The 18,395-nt window shown below is 32.4% G+C and carries 16 protein-coding genes and 3 tRNA genes; all 19 read left to right on the forward strand.

Annotated features, from left to right (window positions below; translation table 11 throughout):
* The 19 genes from ACFS3A_RS12135 (at position 1) to ACFS3A_RS12225 (ending at position 18,351) form a co-directional block, all read left to right on the forward strand.
* Positions 1-1,185 (forward strand): hypothetical protein, encoded by a 1,185-nt coding sequence (locus ACFS3A_RS12135; protein WP_379825784.1) that lies wholly within the window; start codon positions 1-3, stop codon positions 1,183-1,185.
* A gap of 127 nt (positions 1,186-1,312) precedes the next feature.
* Positions 1,313-2,212: a phosphatase domain-containing protein gene (locus tag ACFS3A_RS12140; protein WP_379825786.1), complete on the forward strand. Its 900-nt coding sequence runs from the start codon at positions 1,313-1,315 to the stop codon at positions 2,210-2,212.
* A gap of 434 nt (positions 2,213-2,646) precedes the next feature.
* The gene (locus ACFS3A_RS12145) at positions 2,647-3,444 is read left to right on the forward strand and encodes a TatD family hydrolase (RefSeq protein ID WP_379825787.1); all 798 of its coding nucleotides are present in this window, start codon (positions 2,647-2,649) and stop codon (positions 3,442-3,444) included.
* 80 nt (positions 3,445-3,524) lie between these two features.
* The gene (locus ACFS3A_RS12150; protein ID WP_379825789.1) at positions 3,525-4,241 is read left to right on the forward strand and encodes a DUF434 domain-containing protein; all 717 of its coding nucleotides are present in this window, start codon (positions 3,525-3,527) and stop codon (positions 4,239-4,241) included.
* 1 nt (position 4,242) lies between these two features.
* Positions 4,243-4,929 (forward strand): hypothetical protein, encoded by a 687-nt coding sequence (locus ACFS3A_RS12155; RefSeq protein WP_379825790.1) that lies wholly within the window; start codon positions 4,243-4,245, stop codon positions 4,927-4,929.
* 1 nt (position 4,930) lies between these two features.
* On the forward strand, positions 4,931-6,301 hold the full coding sequence (locus tag ACFS3A_RS12160) for an SDR family NAD(P)-dependent oxidoreductase (RefSeq protein ID WP_379825792.1): 1,371 nt from the start codon (positions 4,931-4,933) through the stop codon (positions 6,299-6,301).
* Between the two features lie 6 nt (positions 6,302-6,307).
* Positions 6,308-6,378, forward strand: a tRNA-OTHER gene (locus ACFS3A_RS12165).
* A gap of 2 nt (positions 6,379-6,380) precedes the next feature.
* Positions 6,381-6,454, forward strand: a tRNA-Ser gene (locus ACFS3A_RS12170).
* A gap of 82 nt (positions 6,455-6,536) precedes the next feature.
* Positions 6,537-6,610: transfer RNA gene (locus tag ACFS3A_RS12175), tRNA-Asp, on the forward strand.
* Positions 6,611-6,806: 196 nt separating this feature from the next.
* Positions 6,807-7,565 carry a nucleotidyltransferase domain-containing protein gene (locus tag ACFS3A_RS12180; protein WP_379825794.1) on the forward strand — a complete coding sequence of 253 codons (759 nt, stop codon included), beginning with the start codon at positions 6,807-6,809 and terminating at the stop codon, positions 7,563-7,565.
* A gap of 11 nt (positions 7,566-7,576) precedes the next feature.
* A complete protein-coding gene (locus ACFS3A_RS12185; protein ID WP_379825795.1) occupies positions 7,577-8,635 on the forward strand; it encodes a nucleotidyltransferase domain-containing protein in 1,059 nt (352 codons plus the stop codon).
* A gap of 276 nt (positions 8,636-8,911) precedes the next feature.
* Complete coding sequence (locus tag ACFS3A_RS12190) at positions 8,912-11,095, forward strand: AAA family ATPase (protein ID WP_379825796.1); 2,184 nt, start codon at positions 8,912-8,914, stop codon at positions 11,093-11,095.
* Positions 11,077-12,969, forward strand: a complete 1,893-nt coding sequence (locus tag ACFS3A_RS12195; protein WP_379825797.1) for a UvrD-helicase domain-containing protein — start codon at positions 11,077-11,079, stop codon at positions 12,967-12,969. The genes ACFS3A_RS12190 and ACFS3A_RS12195 overlap by 19 nt, the downstream gene beginning before the upstream one ends.
* Positions 12,970-13,190: 221 nt before the next feature.
* Positions 13,191-13,472 (forward strand): hypothetical protein, encoded by a 282-nt coding sequence (locus ACFS3A_RS12200; protein ID WP_379825799.1) that lies wholly within the window; start codon positions 13,191-13,193, stop codon positions 13,470-13,472.
* Between the two features lie 164 nt (positions 13,473-13,636).
* Complete coding sequence (locus ACFS3A_RS12205; protein ID WP_379825800.1) at positions 13,637-14,566, forward strand: multicopper oxidase domain-containing protein; 930 nt, start codon at positions 13,637-13,639, stop codon at positions 14,564-14,566.
* Positions 14,567-14,585: 19 nt separating this feature from the next.
* Entirely contained in the window at positions 14,586-15,014 is a 429-nt protein-coding gene (locus tag ACFS3A_RS12210) for a hypothetical protein (protein ID WP_379825803.1), read from the forward strand.
* A gap of 45 nt (positions 15,015-15,059) precedes the next feature.
* Positions 15,060-16,538, forward strand: a complete 1,479-nt coding sequence (locus tag ACFS3A_RS12215) for a tyrosinase family protein (protein ID WP_379825804.1) — start codon at positions 15,060-15,062, stop codon at positions 16,536-16,538.
* A gap of 463 nt (positions 16,539-17,001) precedes the next feature.
* Positions 17,002-17,436: a hypothetical protein gene (locus ACFS3A_RS12220; protein ID WP_379825805.1), complete on the forward strand. Its 435-nt coding sequence runs from the start codon at positions 17,002-17,004 to the stop codon at positions 17,434-17,436.
* A gap of 60 nt (positions 17,437-17,496) precedes the next feature.
* A complete protein-coding gene (locus ACFS3A_RS12225) occupies positions 17,497-18,351 on the forward strand; it encodes a carboxypeptidase-like regulatory domain-containing protein (RefSeq protein ID WP_379825807.1) in 855 nt (284 codons plus the stop codon).
* Positions 18,352-18,395: the final 44 nt, after the last annotated feature.

Raw genomic sequence — 18,395 nt, forward strand, 5'->3', positions numbered from 1 at the left:
ATGTTAGACTATAAAGTAAGAAACAGAATAGAGTGGTTTTGTCAAAATAAAATCAATGATTTTTCGCCAACCATTTCGCCTGCGCCAAAAAATAAGGAAAAAAACGAGATTGAAAGCATCGAAACAGCGATTCAGTATTATATGGAAAACGGTGTTACCGAATTTGTAGTTCAAAAGAAATACATGGGTTCGTACTGCACCATTTATCTAAAAAGAAATATTGAAGAAACCTATTTCGTTTCGAGAAATGGCCACAAAATAGATCATATTGACATTGAAAAAGCGATTGATAGCCTGAAAGATTTACATGCCAAAATGCTAATTGATTTCCCTGAATTCGAAACTCTTTTGATTGCCTCTGAATTGTTGCCATGGAAAGTTTTGGGAGCTGGATTAATCGAAAAAGAATTTATAGGTTATTATGAGGCTTTGCAGACATACAATTCTTATTTAAAAGATTCGGGATTGATTGAAAAATTAAGCAATGTCAAAAAAGATCAGGACTTTACAGCGTATGTTTCAGATAAAAAACAACTTTCGAGAAAGGAATTCGCAGGCAAGCACAAAATGCATATTATCCGTCAGTATGATGCTTTGCAGGCAGTAAAAATTCCGGATTTGAATAAACAACAAGAGTCATTAAACGTGTTCAAAAATCAGATTGATACTTTTGGAACAGAAGGCGAAATTTGTTTTAAACCGTTTACGATTTTAAAAGAAGTAAAAATTTCGGGCGAGGAAATAATGCTAAACAGCAATTTGACTTATAAAATGATTAACGATGATCCGTTTTTGCATTTGGAAATTACAGCTTCCAATAAAGAAGAAAAGCTAAAAGAAATGTATGCTTTTTTCGAAAAACTGACAGAAGCAAACGAAGAAGGAATCATGATTAAGCCAGTTCAGAATTACATTAAAGGTTTGCCACCGTGTTTTAAAGTCAGAAACAACAATTACCTGACGATGATTTACGGAGTGAATTTCCATCAAGATTTTGATTATTATTTGGATAAAAGAAACGTAAAAAAGAAGCTGGAACAGTCTATAAACGGCTGGGAAATCAACCAGAAAATGCTTCAGATTCCTTATAAAGATTTAGGAGAAGAAAATTATTTAATGCGTTTGCTTCTTTTGAAGAGAATCAATAATGAAGAAATAGAAAAAACATTAGATCCAAGATTATAAATTAAGTTATCAAGTTAAAAGTCATAAGTTGCAAGTCGAAAGACATTGTCAATATTAATTTTGTACTGTTTTTTGCCAGACTTTATGACTTTAGACTTTGGACTTTACGACTTAAAAATAAAATAAAATGAAAAAGATACCAACATTAACGATATTAGTCGGTTGTCCGGCATCAGGAAAAAGTACGTTTGCAGAATGGAAAGTGAGAACTGAAGCCAAAACCATGCGAATTAGTCGTGATGAAATCAGGTTTTCTCAATTTCAGGAAGTGATGGATCCATCAGTTGAAAATATGATTTCGAAAATTATCAATGTCCAGACCAAAACCCTGCTTTCAAACGGATGGAATGTGATTTTGGATACCTGTAATGTTAAGGCAGAATACTTAAAACAGCCAGTAACTGAATTTTCAGAAATGGCCAATATCGAATTCAAAATGTTTGATTTGCCATTGGAAGAACTTTTTAGCCGAAATAACAAAAGAGACCGAAAAGTGCCAAAAAAGGTAATCGAAAACATGTATTACCAATTGCAGAAAACCAAAGAAAAATTTGATTTTAGTCCGATAAAAAAAGTGGAAAAAAACCTGGAATACTGCGACCAAAACCCAGATTTGCCAAAAGCAATTATCTGCGATCTTGATGGAACGCTTGCACTAATGAACGGAAGAAATCCGTTTGATGCCAGCAAATGTGATGAAGATGAGCTCAATAATCCGGTAGCAAATGTGTTGCGAAATTACAAGAAATTAGGATATCAAATACTTTTGGTTTCGGGAAGAGAAGACCGATACAAAGAACCAACCTTGCGTTTCCTTGAAAAACACGAAATTGAATACGACGACTTGATCATGCGTAAAACCAAAGACAGCCGAAAAGATTCGATCGTCAAAACCGAAATCTATAACGAATCCATCAAAGATAAATACTTTGTAGAATTTGTTTTAGACGATAGAAATCAAGTAGTGGATACCTGGAGAAATGACTTAAAATTGCCTTGTTTTCAGGTTTATTACGGAGATTTTTAGGTTTGGATTTTATCACACAGATTCGTCAAGAATGACATAGAGGTTCGCAAAGTTTTACTTTTATTTTGTCATCCTGAGGAACGAAGGATCACACTAGAAACTCTGCAAAGATTGGGATTCTCTTTGAGGAATATTGGATGTGATCCTTCGTTCCTCAGGATGACAAACGGTGTGGTTAAATATTTTTTCACGCAGATTTAAAATGATTTTTTATAAATAATCTGCGAACATCTGCTTAAATCTTTTAAAATCTGCGTAAAAAAAAACTTAGCGACTCTGCGCCTTTGCGAGATTAATAAAATAATAATTAGCGTAAAGAATAAAAAATCTTTGTGCCCTAGCGCCTTAGTGGCAAAAAATAATAATTTAAGGCAACAGAGAGGAAAAAAAACTTAGCACCTTAGCCTCTCAGAACCTTAGCAACTTTAAAAAAAATGAATTACATAGACATAGGAATCAACCTAACCAACAAACAATTCCAAAACGACATAGACGATGTCGTACAAGACGCGCTCGACGCCGACGTATCGCAAATGATACTCACAGGCACCAGCGTACGAAACAGCGAAGAATCTGCAAAGATTGCGAGGCAGTATCCGGGCGTGTTGTATGCTACGGCGGGAATACATCCGCATGATGCGAAGAGTTTCGATGCGCAGAGTATTTCGAAACTCAGGAAATTATTAGAACTGAAACACGTAGTTTCCGTTGGCGAATGCGGACTCGATTTTGATCGTGATTTTTCGCCCCGAAACAAACAAGAAGAATGTTATAAAGCTCAATTAGAATTGGCGATTGAAATTCAAAAACCTTTGTTTTTGCACGAAAGAAGCGCTTTTAGTTCTTTTATGAATATCACCAAAGACTATTTACCGCAATTGCCAAAAGCCGTTGTGCATTGTTTTACGGGAACTTTGCAAGAAGCCAAAACCTATCTCGATAACGGATTTTATCTGGGTTTTACGGGAGCGATTTCAGATGCCAAGCGTTTCAGCCATTTAAAAGAAGTCATTCAGTACGTACCGCTCGACCGAATGATGATTGAAACCGATGCGCCGTTTATGCTTCCTAAAAATGTCCCGAACAGTCTCCTAAAGAAATACCACGAACGTCGTTGCGAACCTGCTTTTCTGCCGTATGTGGCCGGAACAATTGCACAGTTTAAAGGAATTACTTTAGCTAAAGTAGTGGAGGAAACGACTCGAAATTCTAAAAGCTTTTTTGGGATTTAGGTTTGTTTTCCTAACAGGTTTTAGAAACCTGTTAGGTATAATTTTGTTCAAAACCGTAATATGTTTTATAAATTAGCAATATGACAGATTTAAAAAACCGAGGAAAAGAAGCAAGTGACGATACTTTATTCGGAACGGAGAAAATACAGTTAAAACTAAAAGAAGCCGTAACAGATTTGTCTTATTTCCTGAGCAGAGGTTATGGAGAAAAAGCAACATTAGCTTTAGTCGGCAACCGATATCGTTTAAATTCCCGACAGCAACAAGCCGTTCGCGGAATGAGTGCCTCTCAAAGTCAAATTGAAAATCGACAATCTAAAGAAATTCAAAGTCAGGAATTAGAAGGAAAAGAAATTGCGATAGATGGTTTTAATGCTTTGATTTTATTAGAAAGTATTTTGTCAAACGCTTATGTTTTTAAAGGACAAGATGGTTTTATTCGGGATTTGTCAAGTGTTCACGGAACTTATAAGAGAGTGAAACAAACATCACCGGCAATAGAAATAATTGCTGATTTCTATAAAAAAGAAAAAATAAAAACGATTCATTGGTTTTTCGATAAACCGGTTTCAAATAGTGGCAGATTGAAAAAGATGATTGAAGAAATTGCCTTAGACAATCAATATGATTGGAAAGTTGAACTGGTTTATAATCCAGATAAAGTTATTGCAGAAAGTAATTGGATTGCTGTGACTTCTGATGCCTGGATTTTGGACAATGCATCGTCGAATTTTAATTTGATGAAATATGTTTTGTCGCAAACGACTGTAAATGAAAATGTAATCTGTTTGGAATAAAATGAAATCGAATGTTCTTTTTAATGAAATAAAAGCGGTGATTCCAGATTTAAGTAAAGAATGGAAAGAAAAATACGCTTTGTTTCTAACAGATGAAAATCTGGAGCTTTTTTCAGAAAATCTGATTTCATACTACAGTCAGAAAGCTGAAGTTTCGAGGCTTCCTTATTTCAAAGAGGAAATTATAATTTCATTGCAAGATGCTGTTTTTTGTTTTAAAGCCGTTTTAGAAAATTTGGAAAACAATTCAGAAGGATTAAAAAACAGTTTGATTGAGGCTTTTGAAAAAACACCTTTCGAAATTATTTTGCTTATTTTAGGACAGCGCCTAACATCGGCAAGCAGACGTGATGAAACAGGAATTCCTCCTTTAAGAGAAATTCTTTTAGAAAGCTGTTTTGAACCTTTCAATAAAGAAATTTCAATTGCTGTAAGAGCTTGGGAAAAACATGTCGGAAGAAAAAAAGACAGCATTTTTGGAGAAGTGAAAGGAAATGCAATTCAGAAAAAAGAGAATGTTGAAAAACTCATTCATTATATGATAAATCATAAAACATGGTGGAATATTTTCTATCATTATAAACATGGTTTAGTTTACGAAATAAGAGTAGAAAACGGACAGGGGATGCGTTGGTCTGCTGATGGAAAACAGTTCGTAGGATTTTTAGAAGATTTTTTAGAGGAATAAAATGAAAACAGAAAATAAATATACTTTCAGCAATGAAGAATGGGAAACCTGTATAAAGGTTTTACAAGCTTTGAAAGACGATCCGTTTGAAAATCCAGATAATGATTTATTTGCGGGTTTGATTACAAAGATTCACAAAAATGCTAAAAAGAATCTGCGCAGTGTAAGTTATTCTTCAAAGAAAAAAGAAGATCTTCAAGTGAGTTTGAATGCTGCATTGGTTTCAAAAGCTATAAATGGAGAAACATTATTTGCAGAAAAAGAAAACCCAGATGATCAGCAGTTTACGGAATTAAATCTGCCTAAAAATTGTTATGCCTGCAATCGATCTTATAAGTTGGCACATAGTTTTTACACCAGACTTTGTCCTGAATGTGCGGAGGAAAATTATGAAAAGCGCTTTCAAAATATAGATTTAAAAGGCCGAAATGTCATTTTAACCGGCGGACGTGTAAAAGTAGGTTTTGCAACCGCTTTAAAGTTATTGCGAAATCATGCAAATGTGGTGCTTACAACCCGTTTTCCTGCGCTTGCTTTAGAACAATTTAAAAAAGAAAAGGATTATACGAAATGGGAAAATAATCTAATTGTTTATGGTTTGGATTTAAGAAATTTAAATGCCATTAATGAGTTTGTATCCTTTTATAAATCCAAATTTGACACTTTGGATATTTTAATAAACAATGCGGCTCAGACTATAAAATATCCAGATGAGTATTATTTCCCGTTAATTAAAAGAGAAGAAAATTTACTGAGTGAGTTTTCATTAAATAAAAAATTGATTGCCAATAAAACGCAAGTTGCAGCAGAAATAAAAGCTTTAGAATATGGTTTTGAAGAACACACAGAAATTGCACTTTCTCGTTTTGGGCAACCCGTTGACAGCAGAGACAAAACAAGCTGGAATTCGACTCTGGAAGAAATCAGTATGTATGAATTAGTTGAGGTTAATCTAATCAATCAGATTGCACCTTATTTTTTAATAAAAGAACTAAAGCCGTTGTTTCTAAATTCAGAATTTAATGAACGTTTTATAATAAATGTTACCTCGTCTGAAGGGATTTTTAGTTACACGAATAAAACGATATTTCATCCGCATACCAATATGACAAAGGCTGCGCTGAATATGATGACGTTGACTTCGGCCAAAGAATTTGCAGAAGATTCGATTTATATGACCAGCGTAGATGTGGGCTGGATTTCGACGGGAGCAAAAGAAAGTCTTCGCAAAAAACAGTTTGAAGAAGGATATGTTCCGCCGTTGGATTCTGTAGATGGAGCCAGCAGAATTTTCGATCCAATATTTCAGGGAATCAACGGAAAAAGTATCTTTGGGGTTCTGCTGAAAAATTATAAAGTTGCCAATTGGTAAAAATTTAGGATAGTAGTTTAATTGGAAAAACATTTCCGACCACAGGAAAGTTTTGGGTTCGAGTCTCAACTATCCTACAAAGGTGTTAGCTCAATTGGAAGAGCATCTGTTTGCTAAACAGGAGGATGCAGGTTCGAGTCCTTGCACACCTTTATTTTTCAGGTTCAGAGGTACAAAGGTTAAAAGCTTAAAAAAAACTTCGCGTCTTAGTGCCTTGGTGGCCAAATCATAAAAAAAGATGTTAGCTCAATTGGAAGAGCACTTGCTCATCAGGCAAGAGGTTGCGGGTTCGAGTCCTTGCACATCTTTATTTTTTTAGGTTCAGAGTTGCAGAGAGACAAAGGTTCAAAGATTAGTTCATAAAAATTGACTTAATACAGATTTTTGAAAATCATTTTAATCCTTTTAATCGGTGGCAAAAAAGAAAAAACTTAGCGACTCTGCGTCTTTGCGAGATTAAAAAAAAACTTAGTGCCTTAGCGCCTTTGTGGCAAAAAAAATCATCATGAAAGAAAAAATATTGAATAAATTAAAAGAAATAGAGAAACAAAAAGACGTAGAAATACTTTTTGCGGTAGAATCCGGAAGCCGTGCCTGGGGATTTGCTTCTCCAGACAGCGATTATGACATTCGTTTTGTATACAAACACAAACCAGAGTATTATTTATCGCTTTGGGAAAAATCAGATGTAATAGAATTTATGACCAAAGATGATTTAGACGGTTCAGGCTGGGATTTACGTAAATCCGTAAGGTTATTAGCAAAATCCAGTGCATCTTTGATGGAATGGCTGTTCTCGCCTGTTGTGTATTATGAAAATGAAGTTTTTGTAAAACAAATGCGTGAGATAGCCACAGAATGTTTTTCGCCAATCGCGATTTTGCACCACTATTTAGGAACAACAAAAAACTTTATGGAAGTTTGTGAAATGGAAGAAGTAAAACTAAAAAGTTATTTCTATGCCTTGCGAACTGCCTTAGCCGGAAAATGGATTATAGAAACCAATACATTTCCGCCCGTTGCTTTTGCAGATTTATTGCCCATTGCACCACAAAACATACAAGAAAAAATACTGGAATTACAACAAATAAAAGCCAATCAAGACGAAAAATACCTGCATCCAAAAGAAGTTCTAATAACTGATTTCTTATTGGAAACGGTAAAATTCAATCAGGAAAATGCAAATAAGTTGAAAAGCGGGAAGAAGATGAATGAAGAATTAGATTTGTTTTTTAAGAATACCGTTTTCAACTTTCCAAAATAATTTGATAAACCATGACGATCCAAAACCTTAAAGCTCAAAATTTAATCCTTTTCGAAGTTATTTCGGGAAGTAAATCTTTTGGGTTAAATACGCCAACATCAGATACCGATATTAAAGGTGTTTATTATCTGCCAAAAGAAAAATTCTTTGGGTTAGATTATATTCCGCAGATTAGTAATGAAACCAATGACGAGGTTTATTATGAAATTGGTCGTTTTGTAGAATTATTGCTTAAAAATAATCCAAATATTTTAGAGATTTTGGCTTCTCCGGAAGATTGTATATTGTACAAACATCCACTGATGGAACACTTAAAAATAGAAGATTTTTTATCTAAACTTTGTAAAGATTCTTTTGCAGGTTATGCGGTAACGCAAATCAAAAAGGCGAGAGGTTTAAACAAGAAAATTGTAAATCCAATGCCTAAGGAAAAGAAAATTCTTTTGGATTTTTGTTATGTTTTAAAAGGGTATGAAACTATTCCATTATTAGAATTTCTACAAGAAAACAATTGGAATCAAGAGCAGATTGGTTTGGTAAATCTTCCTAATTCAAAAGGAATGTTTGCGATGTTTTATGACGAAAATAAAACTTTAAGTTATAAAGGAATTATCCAGAAAGAAAATTCTAATGAAGTATCACTTTCATCCATTCCAAAAAAGGAAAAGGGGATTGGTTATTTATCCTGCAACCAAGACGGATATTCAAAATATTGTAAAGAATATACCGAATACTGGAGCTGGATTGAAAAACGAAACGAAGAGCGTTACAATACGAACCAGCAACACGGCAAAAATTACGACAGCAAAAACATGATGCATACGATTCGTCTTTTACAAACTGCTGAACAAATTCTTTCTACAGGAAAATTAAATATAAGAGTTTCCAATCGTGAAGAGTTATTAGCTATAAAAGCGGGAAATAAAGAATACGATGATTTACTGGAAAAGGCAGATAATTTAATTGCTTCCATAGAAAGTCATTATTTAACTTCAAATCTTCCTGAAAAACCAGATGAAGAAAAGGCGATTCAGACTTTGATTGAAATTAGGGAACAATTGTATAAGTAAACTGAAAAACTTTGTGTCTTAGTCCGGATAGCTATCGGGATTGTGGTAAAAAAATTGAAGCTTTTAAATCAGGGGTTTGTACTTGGTTTAAGGGCTTTTTGTTTACATATATATATGAAACTAAAGAATGGTTTAATAATTTAGGTTGATTATGGAAAACCGTAAAAAAAACTTCAAGATTTTATGCATTTTTGGTGATGCAATTAAATTATAATAAGTTAGATTGTGAGTTTAAAGGTTTACTTTTTTTGGTGAGAAAATTTTAAGATAGAAATTATGATAATAGAATCAATATTAATAAAGAATTTTAGACTTTTAAAGAATTTAAAATTAGACTTGGAAGGTGATTTATCGCTTGTATTAGGAAAGAATAATTCTGGAAAGACTTCAATACTTACAGTTTTAGATAAATTTATAAATCAATCGGAGAATAAAAAAATCCTTGCAGAAGACTTTAATATTTTATATAAAGAAGAACTCAAAAAATTAATTGAAGATCCTGTTGAATTAATTGAAGATGTATTTAATTATGACATTAAAGGAATTAGTTTAAGGCTAATAATTTCATATTCTGATTCAGATGACTTCGAAAATATTTCTCGTTTAATGATGGATTTAAATCCTAATAATAATAATTTGGTATTAGGATTTGATTATTATTTACATTTTAGTAAATATCAGTTATTAAGAATGGATTTTAAAAAATTTGATATTGAAGAAGAGAGAAAATTTAATGAATATAATAAGAAGGAAGCGGATAAACCACTTGAAATACGGAAATCTTATAAGAAGAAAGGTTTCGACGATTTCTTTAAATTATATGGCTCGGATTATTTTGATTATAGAAAGAAATCTATCGAATATGACTATACGAATGATGTTATATTAGAGAAGAAATTCATTGATTTAGATAGCACTACTATTAAAAATATAATAAACTTCAAATATATAAGTGCAAAGAGAAATGTTACAAATAAAGAGGCGGATAAAACACTTTCATCACAAACGTCACAAATTTATGATAGAAGTGAAAAAAATGATGATGATATAAAAAGCATAAATGAATTTAAAGAAACATTAATTGAAACGGATGAGACTTTAACAAATGTATATAGCAAATTATTTAATAATATTGTTAGAAAAGTTGAAACATTTGGAGGTATTAAAAAAGGAGAATCTATAATTAAAATTATATCGTCATTAGAGAGAAGAGAACTGCTTAAAGGAAATACTACTGTAATTTATGAACACGATCAATTTAATTCTTTACCAGAGTTTTATAATGGGTTAGGATACATGAATCTTATAAGTATGATTTTTGAAATTGAAATACTGTTACAGGAATTTAAAAAAGGAAAAGACGAAAAACCAGCAGATATTAATTTATTGTTTATTGAAGAGCCAGAAGCACACACCCATCCACAAATGCAGTATGTCTTTATTGCTAATATAAAATTATTATTACATGAAGGGATTGTAAAAAAAGGTTGTGTAGATAAAAAATTGCAATATATAATCTCTACACATTCGTCGCATATTGTTTCAAATTGTAAAGAATTTAATTCGATAAAATATTTAAAAAAAGAAAGTCCAAATAGTATACAGTCAAAAAACTTAAGAGATTTAGAAAATGAATATTCTGATGCAGGTGAACAGCAAAATTTTAGATTTCTAAAGCAATATTTAACTTTAAATAGATCCGAACTATTTTTTGCAGATAAAGCTATTTTTATTGAAGGAGATACAGAACGTATTTTGTTGCCATCAATGATGAGAAAAATAGATTTAGAGATTCCTCTAAAAGTTGATGAATTAGATCTACTTTCTCAAAATATATCTATAATTGAAGTTGGAAATTATGCAAATATTTTTGAGCGATTTATAAATTTTATAGGTGTAAAGAGTTTGATTATAACAGATTTAGATTCTGTTAAAAGAGATTTTGTTCGAGATCACAAAGGAGAAATAAGGAAAACAAAAAAAGGGAAGGAAAGAATGGCAGATTTTAGTTGTCGTGTTAAAGAAGGAGAAAGAACAACTAATCCAACATTAAAGTTCTTTTTTCCAGATTTAGATTTCTCGAAATTGTTATTAAAATCTTCAGAAGAAAAGAGATTTTTAAAAAAAATGATTTGGACTAATGATAAAGATGGTTTCTTAAAAATAGCATTTCAGATTAAAGATGTAAATGACTATTGTCCAAGAAGCTTTGAAGATGCATTCTTTAATATAAAAGAGAATATTGATTTCATAAAGAAAAACAGAAGTAAGTTTAATGGATTGAAAAACATGCCGTTATTTTATGATACTACAAAAGATGCTTATGATTTAGCAGAAAAGTGTATTGATAGTAAAGGTTCTTTTGCTATTGATATATTACTTAATAGTGACAGTAGTTATAGTAATTGGAAAGTTCCAGCATATATAAAAGAGGGGTTATTATGGTTGAGAGAAGAGTAAATTTAGAAATAGAAATTCAGAAAATATTTGAAATAATTGATGCTGGACAAAATTTTTTATTGAGTGGCGGTGCTGGTAGTGGCAAAACTTACTCTTTAGTTCAGGTTATTAGACAAGTTATAGAAGAGCATCCATTTGCAAAAATAGCTTGTATGACATTTACTAATGTAGCTGTAAAAGAAATAGAGCATAGGGTTAATCACAAAAGTTTAAATGTAACTACAATTCATGATTTTTTATGGGATAATATTAAGAATTTTCAAACAGAATTAAAGTTGGCTATCATCGATTTATCGAATGATGTATCGCAAACAAAAATAATTTTAGAGAATCCAACATTTCAACAATTTGAAGAAGATGGTATTCAGTATAAAGAGTATGTTAGATTACGTGAAGGTATAATTTCTCATGATGAATTGCTCATTATTGCTGAATATATGTTTAGTAAATATTCGAGATTAGTCGACATTGTAAAAGATAGATTTAAATTTATTTTTATTGACGAATATCAAGATACTAATCAAAATGTTGTTAAAATTTTTCTAGAGCATTTTAATAAATCAAGAAAAAAAACAATTATTGGTTTTTTTGGTGATAGTATGCAATCCATTTATGATGATGGAATTGGTAATCTTATTCCCTATTTAAGTAAAAAAGAAAATCAATTAATAGAAGTAAAAAAAGAACAAAATCGAAGATCACCTAGATTGATTTATGAATTAGCGAATAAGTTACGTACAGATGGACTGATACAAGTACATTCAAATGATCCTTCTGCACCGAATATGATATCTCCGATAGAAGTAAAAAATGGAAGTATCAAATTCTTTTATTCAAAGCATGATGATTTACAAAAGGTAAAAGATTATTTAAAATGGGATTTTGAAAATTTATCTACAGATATAATTAAAACGAAAGAATTAAATTTAACTCATAATTTAATTTCAAAGAAAGCTGGTTTTGAAGGATTAATGGAAATATATAATCGAGATAGAATAATTGATTATAAGAATATTATTTTGAAAGAAATTAAAGAAAATCCACAATTTGTAATTAATGATGATGATACATTTGGTGATGTTATTGAAAAAGTTAATAAAAAAAGAACTCCACAAATTCAAGAGTTTATTGATAAAAATCAAGAGTTATTTAACGATGCAAAAAAATATCCATTTAATCTATTTAAAGGTATTTACTTGAGTAGTGATGTTTTAACCGATGATAAAAAACAAGATTACGATGATGATAATAGCAAAGGTTCAAAGAGAGATTCTTTGCTAAAACATTTATTTAAGATTCAAAATTGTATAAGGTTATATCAGGAAAATGAGTATAATGAATTTATAATGAAGGTGCAATTTAAAATTCGAAGTCTGAGTGACAAGAAAACTCTTAGGGATAAAATTGAATGCCTTATTAATGTAGAAGATAAAACAATTGAAGATATTATTACAGAGGCTGATGAGTTGAAATTAGTGTTAAAAGATGATAGGTTGGATAATTTTATAGAGAAGAATGAATACGTTTACAATAGGGTTAAAAAAATATTCTATAGTGAATTTGTTAGCTTGTACAAATATTTAGAAGGGTTTACTCCATTTTCAACACAACACAAAACTAAAGGAAGTGAATTTAATAATGTTTTAGTAGTATTAGATAATGGAAACTGGAATCAATACAATTTTGATTATTTATTTAATAATCGAACTGATAAGTCAAGTGTTTTGGAAAGAACTCAAAAAATATTTTATGTTTGTGCTACTAGAGCAAAAGATAATTTAGCTGTCTTTTATAATATTCCTAGTAATTCTACAATTGATAAAGCTGTGGAGTGGTTTGGAGAAGAAAACGTAATTAATATTGATGACGTATAAGTCTTTTTTAAAGTAAGTTTTTTCTTTATTTTTAAAATAAAATAATATCTTTGCAGAGCAAAAACATTACACCAAGGAGAAATCCTTAAAAAATTATTTTTAAGTTTAATATAAGCGAACCCACGTTACGTTGAGGGTGCTAGTGATAGCCCTAATCTCATTCCTTGGAATGTTTTTGCACAACCGATCGTGGGTTTCGTGTGTTTAATATTTTCAGAACTATGCAAAAAGAAAATCAAAAACCAACACATCGTGATGTAGTGCCATCCGTAATTAATTTCCTTTCAGACGAATTGTTTGAGGGAGATTACAAAGAACAGCCCCTGTATTTGCAGGAAATCTTCGAGCTATTAATGCATACAGAGTTTGGCGACGATATCAATTTAAGGCACAAAATACTGAGCTGTTTAAGAACCAGCCGAAATCTGGTAGAAGCCTTATCGCCATTTTCAGAGAAGCAGATTTATAAGGCTTGCAGTAGCAATCGTAAATTATCGCAATAGAAATTATAAAATTGTAAAAATCGCTCCAATTATCAGGAGCGATTTTTTATTTTAAGTCTTTTACTACAAAATCACGTATTTATACGCTGTTGTGTGATTTTTATTACTTCTAATTTTGGATTGTCCTATCAAACAATTTGATAGCGAATGATTTAAGTTTAGAAATGAAAACATACAAAGCCCCACTGGTATTTTCTTTTTTATTCGTTACCACTTTTTTATTTTCTCAAAATGAACGTTTAATCATTGGTAGAACAACAGGAAAGCTGGAACTGGACAATACTGTGATCAGAACTTTTGGTTTTGCCGATTCGCTTTCGGGGCAAATTACTTTGCCTGGATCTTATATCGATATTCAGGAAGGCGACAGCCTGAACATTGATCTATGGAATATCTCACAGGGAAATCCCATTTCTATCTACAGTAAAACAATCGATTTTACACAAAGCGACAAAGAAAACCAAATCATGAAAACCAAAGAATCCATTCATCATATGGAACATGGTTTTTATTCTTTTCAGGCAAAAAAAGCGGGCACTTATTTATACTACAGCCCCGAAAATTATCCTTTTAATCTTCAGGCTGGAATGTTTGGTATAATTGTGATTAGACCCAAAGATTCTTTAACGACGAAACCGCTCCGGGAAATACTTTGGTGCAGTACCGAAATCGATACGCAATGGCACACCGATACCATTATGGGAACGGAATACGATCCGTCGAATACAGCTGTAGTGCTTCCGGATTATAAACCGGATTATTTTCTTATAAATGGAAAAATGACTACAAAAACGAAAGGTTTACAAGCGTTAGATGCTAAACAGGAATCGTTTCTGTTTCGTCTGGTTAATGCAGGATTGTATGAGAACGAAATCTTTTTTCCCGCACAAACCAAGCTGGAACTGTTATTCGGAAAAAATACAAGTTTTAAGCAATTGCCTAAAGGCTATAAAATATGGCTTCAGCCGGGCGAATGTCTTGAGTTGAGTGCTTTTTTAGGCAATGTTTCGGATACTGAAAAAATGAAATATCGTGTTATAGATCCCAAGTCCAAAAAAACACGACACCAAATAGATATTCCGATTTTTTATTAATTATTTAAACTATTGCCCCATGAAAAAAATGCTCTTTTATCTCGCCATTCTTTTGGTTGTTTCTTTTGCTTCGGCACAGACCAAACCTACATTTTCTGTAGTTGGAAATGCAACCAATAAAGAAAGTGTATCCAAAAACAAACGACTGGATATTTCTAAAATTAAAGTCGAAAACATTTCCAATCAGCCTATTTATCTGGTTTGGGAAACTGTTTCGAATACTTTTCCAAAAGAATGGGATTGTTCGATGTGTCAGCACGGCGCTTGCCAGATCGGAATCCCGAAAGGTTCTGCTTTTAGTAAACTAAATGCCGATCAGCAGGGATTTATTGCCATACACGTAATTCCGTCCAGCAAAACCGGAAACGGCATTGTAAAATTTAAAATCTACGATAAAGCCAATCCCGATTATGCCCAGATTTTGACTTTTGAAGTCGACGCAATTTAATCCCCATAACAAATCAGTATAAAATTTAACCTAAAACTTAAAAAAATGAGAAAAAAAATTACCCTATTATTTATTATTTTGATTTCAATTTACGGCTTTGGTCAGAGTAACAGCAATGTACAATACATTAGAAAGAATGCCAATACTCCGGAAGCAAAAGCCGATCTGGAAGCCATGAATGTGGCTTTTAAGAAAATGCGCGAAATGGGCTGTGAAAAAGGCCTTAGCTGGTATTATCAGGGAGCGATTCATAATATTCCGAACACCATCAACGGAAAAAATAATTTATGTCCGGAATATCAAACATCTAAAGATAAGTTATGGGCATGGAGCGATTGTACACACGATAAAACAGTGAGTGCTAAACTTCATTTCCTGTTATGGCACAGATTATATATCTGGCATCTGGAAAAAATTGTTCGTGAACTTTCCGGCAAAAAAGATTTTGCTTTGCCGTATTGGAATTACGGAAGTACAACTACAGCCGACAATGTTATGGCTGAGCCAATTAGAGATAAATCGGGTTCATTGTATATCGCATCCAGATATGGCATTCTGAACAACGGACAACCGATTCTTCCGGGACAGGTAAACGAAATACAGCGAGCACTGAACGAATTAAAAACGAATCCTTCGTTTACAGGCGCCGCCGGATTTAGCCAAAATCTGGAACAAGCTCCGCATGGTTTTATGCACGACCTTATTGGCGGTGAATATGCTAAGCCAGCCGAAACGTATTACAATGAAATTTATCAGTTGCAAAATTATTCGGGGTTAATGGCCAATGTGCCTTCAGCAGGATTTGATCCGGTTTTCTGGTTACACCACAGTATGATTGACCGTATCTGGGAATCGTGGGATGTTTCTATCAACGGACAGCGTCCAACTTTACAACAACTGCAAACGAATCCATGGCCGTATGAATTTATAACTCCAACGGGTCAAAGAGTTAGTTATACGATGAAAGAAGTTTATGATATTGTTTTTAATATGGATTACAAATATGATAATCTGCTTTATGGATCTAAAGCTCCGGTTCTGACAGCTAAAGGGCCAAAAGAAAGTGCAAAAAAGCTAGTATCATTTCAGGATTCAAAAGAGAAAATAATCTGGGAGCAAAAAATTGGAAAGCCAATTGAAGGTACTGGTTTTACTCATAAAGTAGCTTCAAACTTTGCTCAAAACACCAACAAAGCTTTTAAAACTGCTGTAAATTCCAGAATTGTGTTAAATTTAGATGTTGTAGTTTACAAAGAACCTAAAGATTATTATACAGTCTATCTGCGTTATCCTGGTAAAGAAGATGAATATGTTGGAACGATGACTTTCTTTGGCGTAAGTCATGAACATGGAACAGGAGAAAATCATGAATTGGCAGAAACAGGAGTTAAACTAAATTTCTCTTATTACATATCTGATGATTTATCTAAATCGGATGTAAATTTCGAAATTGTGATTAAAAAGACTGGAGAAGGAGATGCCAAAGTTACCCTTGAAAAAATCACTGTAGCGCAAATCAATTAACGAAAGTTTTTCCAATAAAAACCCAAACCCTGCAAATACCAATTTGCAGGGTATTTTTTTAGTATTGGTTTGTAATTTTATAAAAGAGATTATAGACAATGGTTTCCACAATCTTGTCATTTCGACGGAAGAGACCCGAGCGATAGCGAACAGGCGAAGCAAATCTTCGCGAGTAACTCCGTAACGTATAGCGCCAATCTTTGTAGAGCTACTTGTGGAGATTTCTCCCTTCGGTCGAAATGACAAACTCGACGAAAAAAACTTTGAAAATAGCTAAACTATGTGCATTTAAATTAGTGAAATGCCTTTATCTGTAAGGAAATACTATGTTTCTATGTGTTTAAAATAATTATGCTCAAGAGTTTATTCCCAATATTTTTTTTAACATTAAATAGACATTATTTTAAGAATAAATTGATTTAAAATTCTTACATTACCGCCTCAAAATAAAAGCCGATTAAAGATGAATATAAGCATCTCAGTTAAACAATTAGGAAAAAAACATCCGCTTCTTCAGGAAAAAAGTATAGCGTTGTCTATAGAAAATCCTGTCGTTACCACCCAAAAACTAATCGAATCGATTGTAGATTATCAGGTACAATTATTCCATGCTTCTTCCTTCGAGTTTGAGGACGAAGACAAAATCCATCTTCCAAAAGAAAATTACCTCCCCATTTTAACCGATACCGGAAAAGTAGGTTTTGGCGCACTTTATAACCACAATAAAGTAGATTTGGCCAAAGCGCAGGAAAATGCCATAGTCGCCTTCGAAGACGGTCTGTATGCTGTTTTCTACGGCGACGATCAGCTCGAAACTTTAAGCGAGGAAATCGATTTATCTAAAAATAAAGCCATCACTTTTATCAGACTTACGTTCTTGGCGGGAAGCTATTGGTAATTGTTGTGCGAAATGCTAAACCAACACACGTTAAAACAGATACAAGGAATTACAAAATAAATGAGAAAAAGAACTTTCATCAGTATAATTATAATTAGCGTTTTGTTTCTTTCGTGTAGTCAGAAAGTAAATGACTATTATTCTGGGTTCGTTGTCGATGAATTTGGAAAACCAATCGCAGATGTTTTAATTGAGGAAAATACAGAATCTAATCCACTGAAAACATATACAAATAAAAGCGGTTTTTTTAAGTTGAATAGAATTGAAGGTATAATCTGCAACCTAAGATTAATGAAAAATGGATATAAATCCGACACCATTTCAACTTTTAAAATTCGCTATGAATCGACAGGCACCGATGGCGATACTGAATATTTATCACTTCTCACAAGTGACACAACAAAAATTATATTGCAAAAACAATCCAACGATTTTTATAACGCAAAAGACTTGCTTGCAAAAGACTTGCTTGTAAGTGAAATTAAAGACATAAAAGAAATTCCATATATCCAAAACTGTAATGATGAAATTTTTTGGAATTTGGTCAAACAAGGAAAGAAAAATATCCCTGATTTAATTAACAAATTGACTGACAAAACTGTTTTAAAGGAAGTGTATGTTCCTATGTTTGGCGGAGAATATACAGTTGCAGATGCATCTTTAGTAATTCTTAATGAAAAAATAAAAGGTATTCCAATTTTCGAGTTGATAGGACAAAAGGTTAGTGAAGAATGTGGCTATTGTGCTTATTGGTATTATGTACGAGAAAAAACCGAAAATAGAATCCATTTGCAAAATAATTTAAAGAAATGGTATGAAGAAAATGAAAACAAACTTGTATGGGTAGAATCAAACAGTTCTTTAACTGGAGATTGTTTTTCGCCTGCAAAAGGACATTACGAAATTAAAAAATAAAGCACTAATCCGTTAATTGTCAATTTCAATGGCAAAAGTCAATT

This window comes from Flavobacterium notoginsengisoli, from assembly GCF_042686225.1.
Lineage (GTDB): Bacteria > Bacteroidota > Bacteroidia > Flavobacteriales > Flavobacteriaceae > Flavobacterium > Flavobacterium notoginsengisoli.

Excerpts from the sequence above, each read along its gene's own strand:
- ACFS3A_RS12135 (WP_379825784.1), top strand. The coding sequence starts at position 1 with ATGTTAGACTATAAAGTAAGAAACAGAATAGAGTGGTTTTGTCAAAAT.
- ACFS3A_RS12140 (WP_379825786.1), top strand. The coding sequence starts at position 1,313 with ATGAAAAAGATACCAACATTAACGATATTAGTCGGTTGTCCGGCATCA.
- ACFS3A_RS12145 (WP_379825787.1), top strand. The coding sequence starts at position 2,647 with ATGAATTACATAGACATAGGAATCAACCTAACCAACAAACAATTCCAA.
- ACFS3A_RS12150 (WP_379825789.1), top strand. The coding sequence starts at position 3,525 with ATGACAGATTTAAAAAACCGAGGAAAAGAAGCAAGTGACGATACTTTA.
- ACFS3A_RS12155 (WP_379825790.1), top strand. The coding sequence starts at position 4,243 with ATGAAATCGAATGTTCTTTTTAATGAAATAAAAGCGGTGATTCCAGAT.
- ACFS3A_RS12160 (WP_379825792.1), top strand. The coding sequence starts at position 4,931 with ATGAAAACAGAAAATAAATATACTTTCAGCAATGAAGAATGGGAAACC.
- ACFS3A_RS12180 (WP_379825794.1), top strand. The coding sequence starts at position 6,807 with ATGAAAGAAAAAATATTGAATAAATTAAAAGAAATAGAGAAACAAAAA.
- ACFS3A_RS12185 (WP_379825795.1), top strand. The coding sequence starts at position 7,577 with ATGACGATCCAAAACCTTAAAGCTCAAAATTTAATCCTTTTCGAAGTT.
- ACFS3A_RS12190 (WP_379825796.1), top strand. The coding sequence starts at position 8,912 with ATGATAATAGAATCAATATTAATAAAGAATTTTAGACTTTTAAAGAAT.
- ACFS3A_RS12195 (WP_379825797.1), top strand. The coding sequence starts at position 11,077 with ATGGTTGAGAGAAGAGTAAATTTAGAAATAGAAATTCAGAAAATATTT.
- ACFS3A_RS12200 (WP_379825799.1), top strand. The coding sequence starts at position 13,191 with ATGCAAAAAGAAAATCAAAAACCAACACATCGTGATGTAGTGCCATCC.
- ACFS3A_RS12205 (WP_379825800.1), top strand. The coding sequence starts at position 13,637 with ATGAAAACATACAAAGCCCCACTGGTATTTTCTTTTTTATTCGTTACC.
- ACFS3A_RS12210 (WP_379825803.1), top strand. The coding sequence starts at position 14,586 with ATGAAAAAAATGCTCTTTTATCTCGCCATTCTTTTGGTTGTTTCTTTT.
- ACFS3A_RS12215 (WP_379825804.1), top strand. The coding sequence starts at position 15,060 with ATGAGAAAAAAAATTACCCTATTATTTATTATTTTGATTTCAATTTAC.
- ACFS3A_RS12220 (WP_379825805.1), top strand. The coding sequence starts at position 17,002 with ATGAATATAAGCATCTCAGTTAAACAATTAGGAAAAAAACATCCGCTT.
- ACFS3A_RS12225 (WP_379825807.1), top strand. The coding sequence starts at position 17,497 with ATGAGAAAAAGAACTTTCATCAGTATAATTATAATTAGCGTTTTGTTT.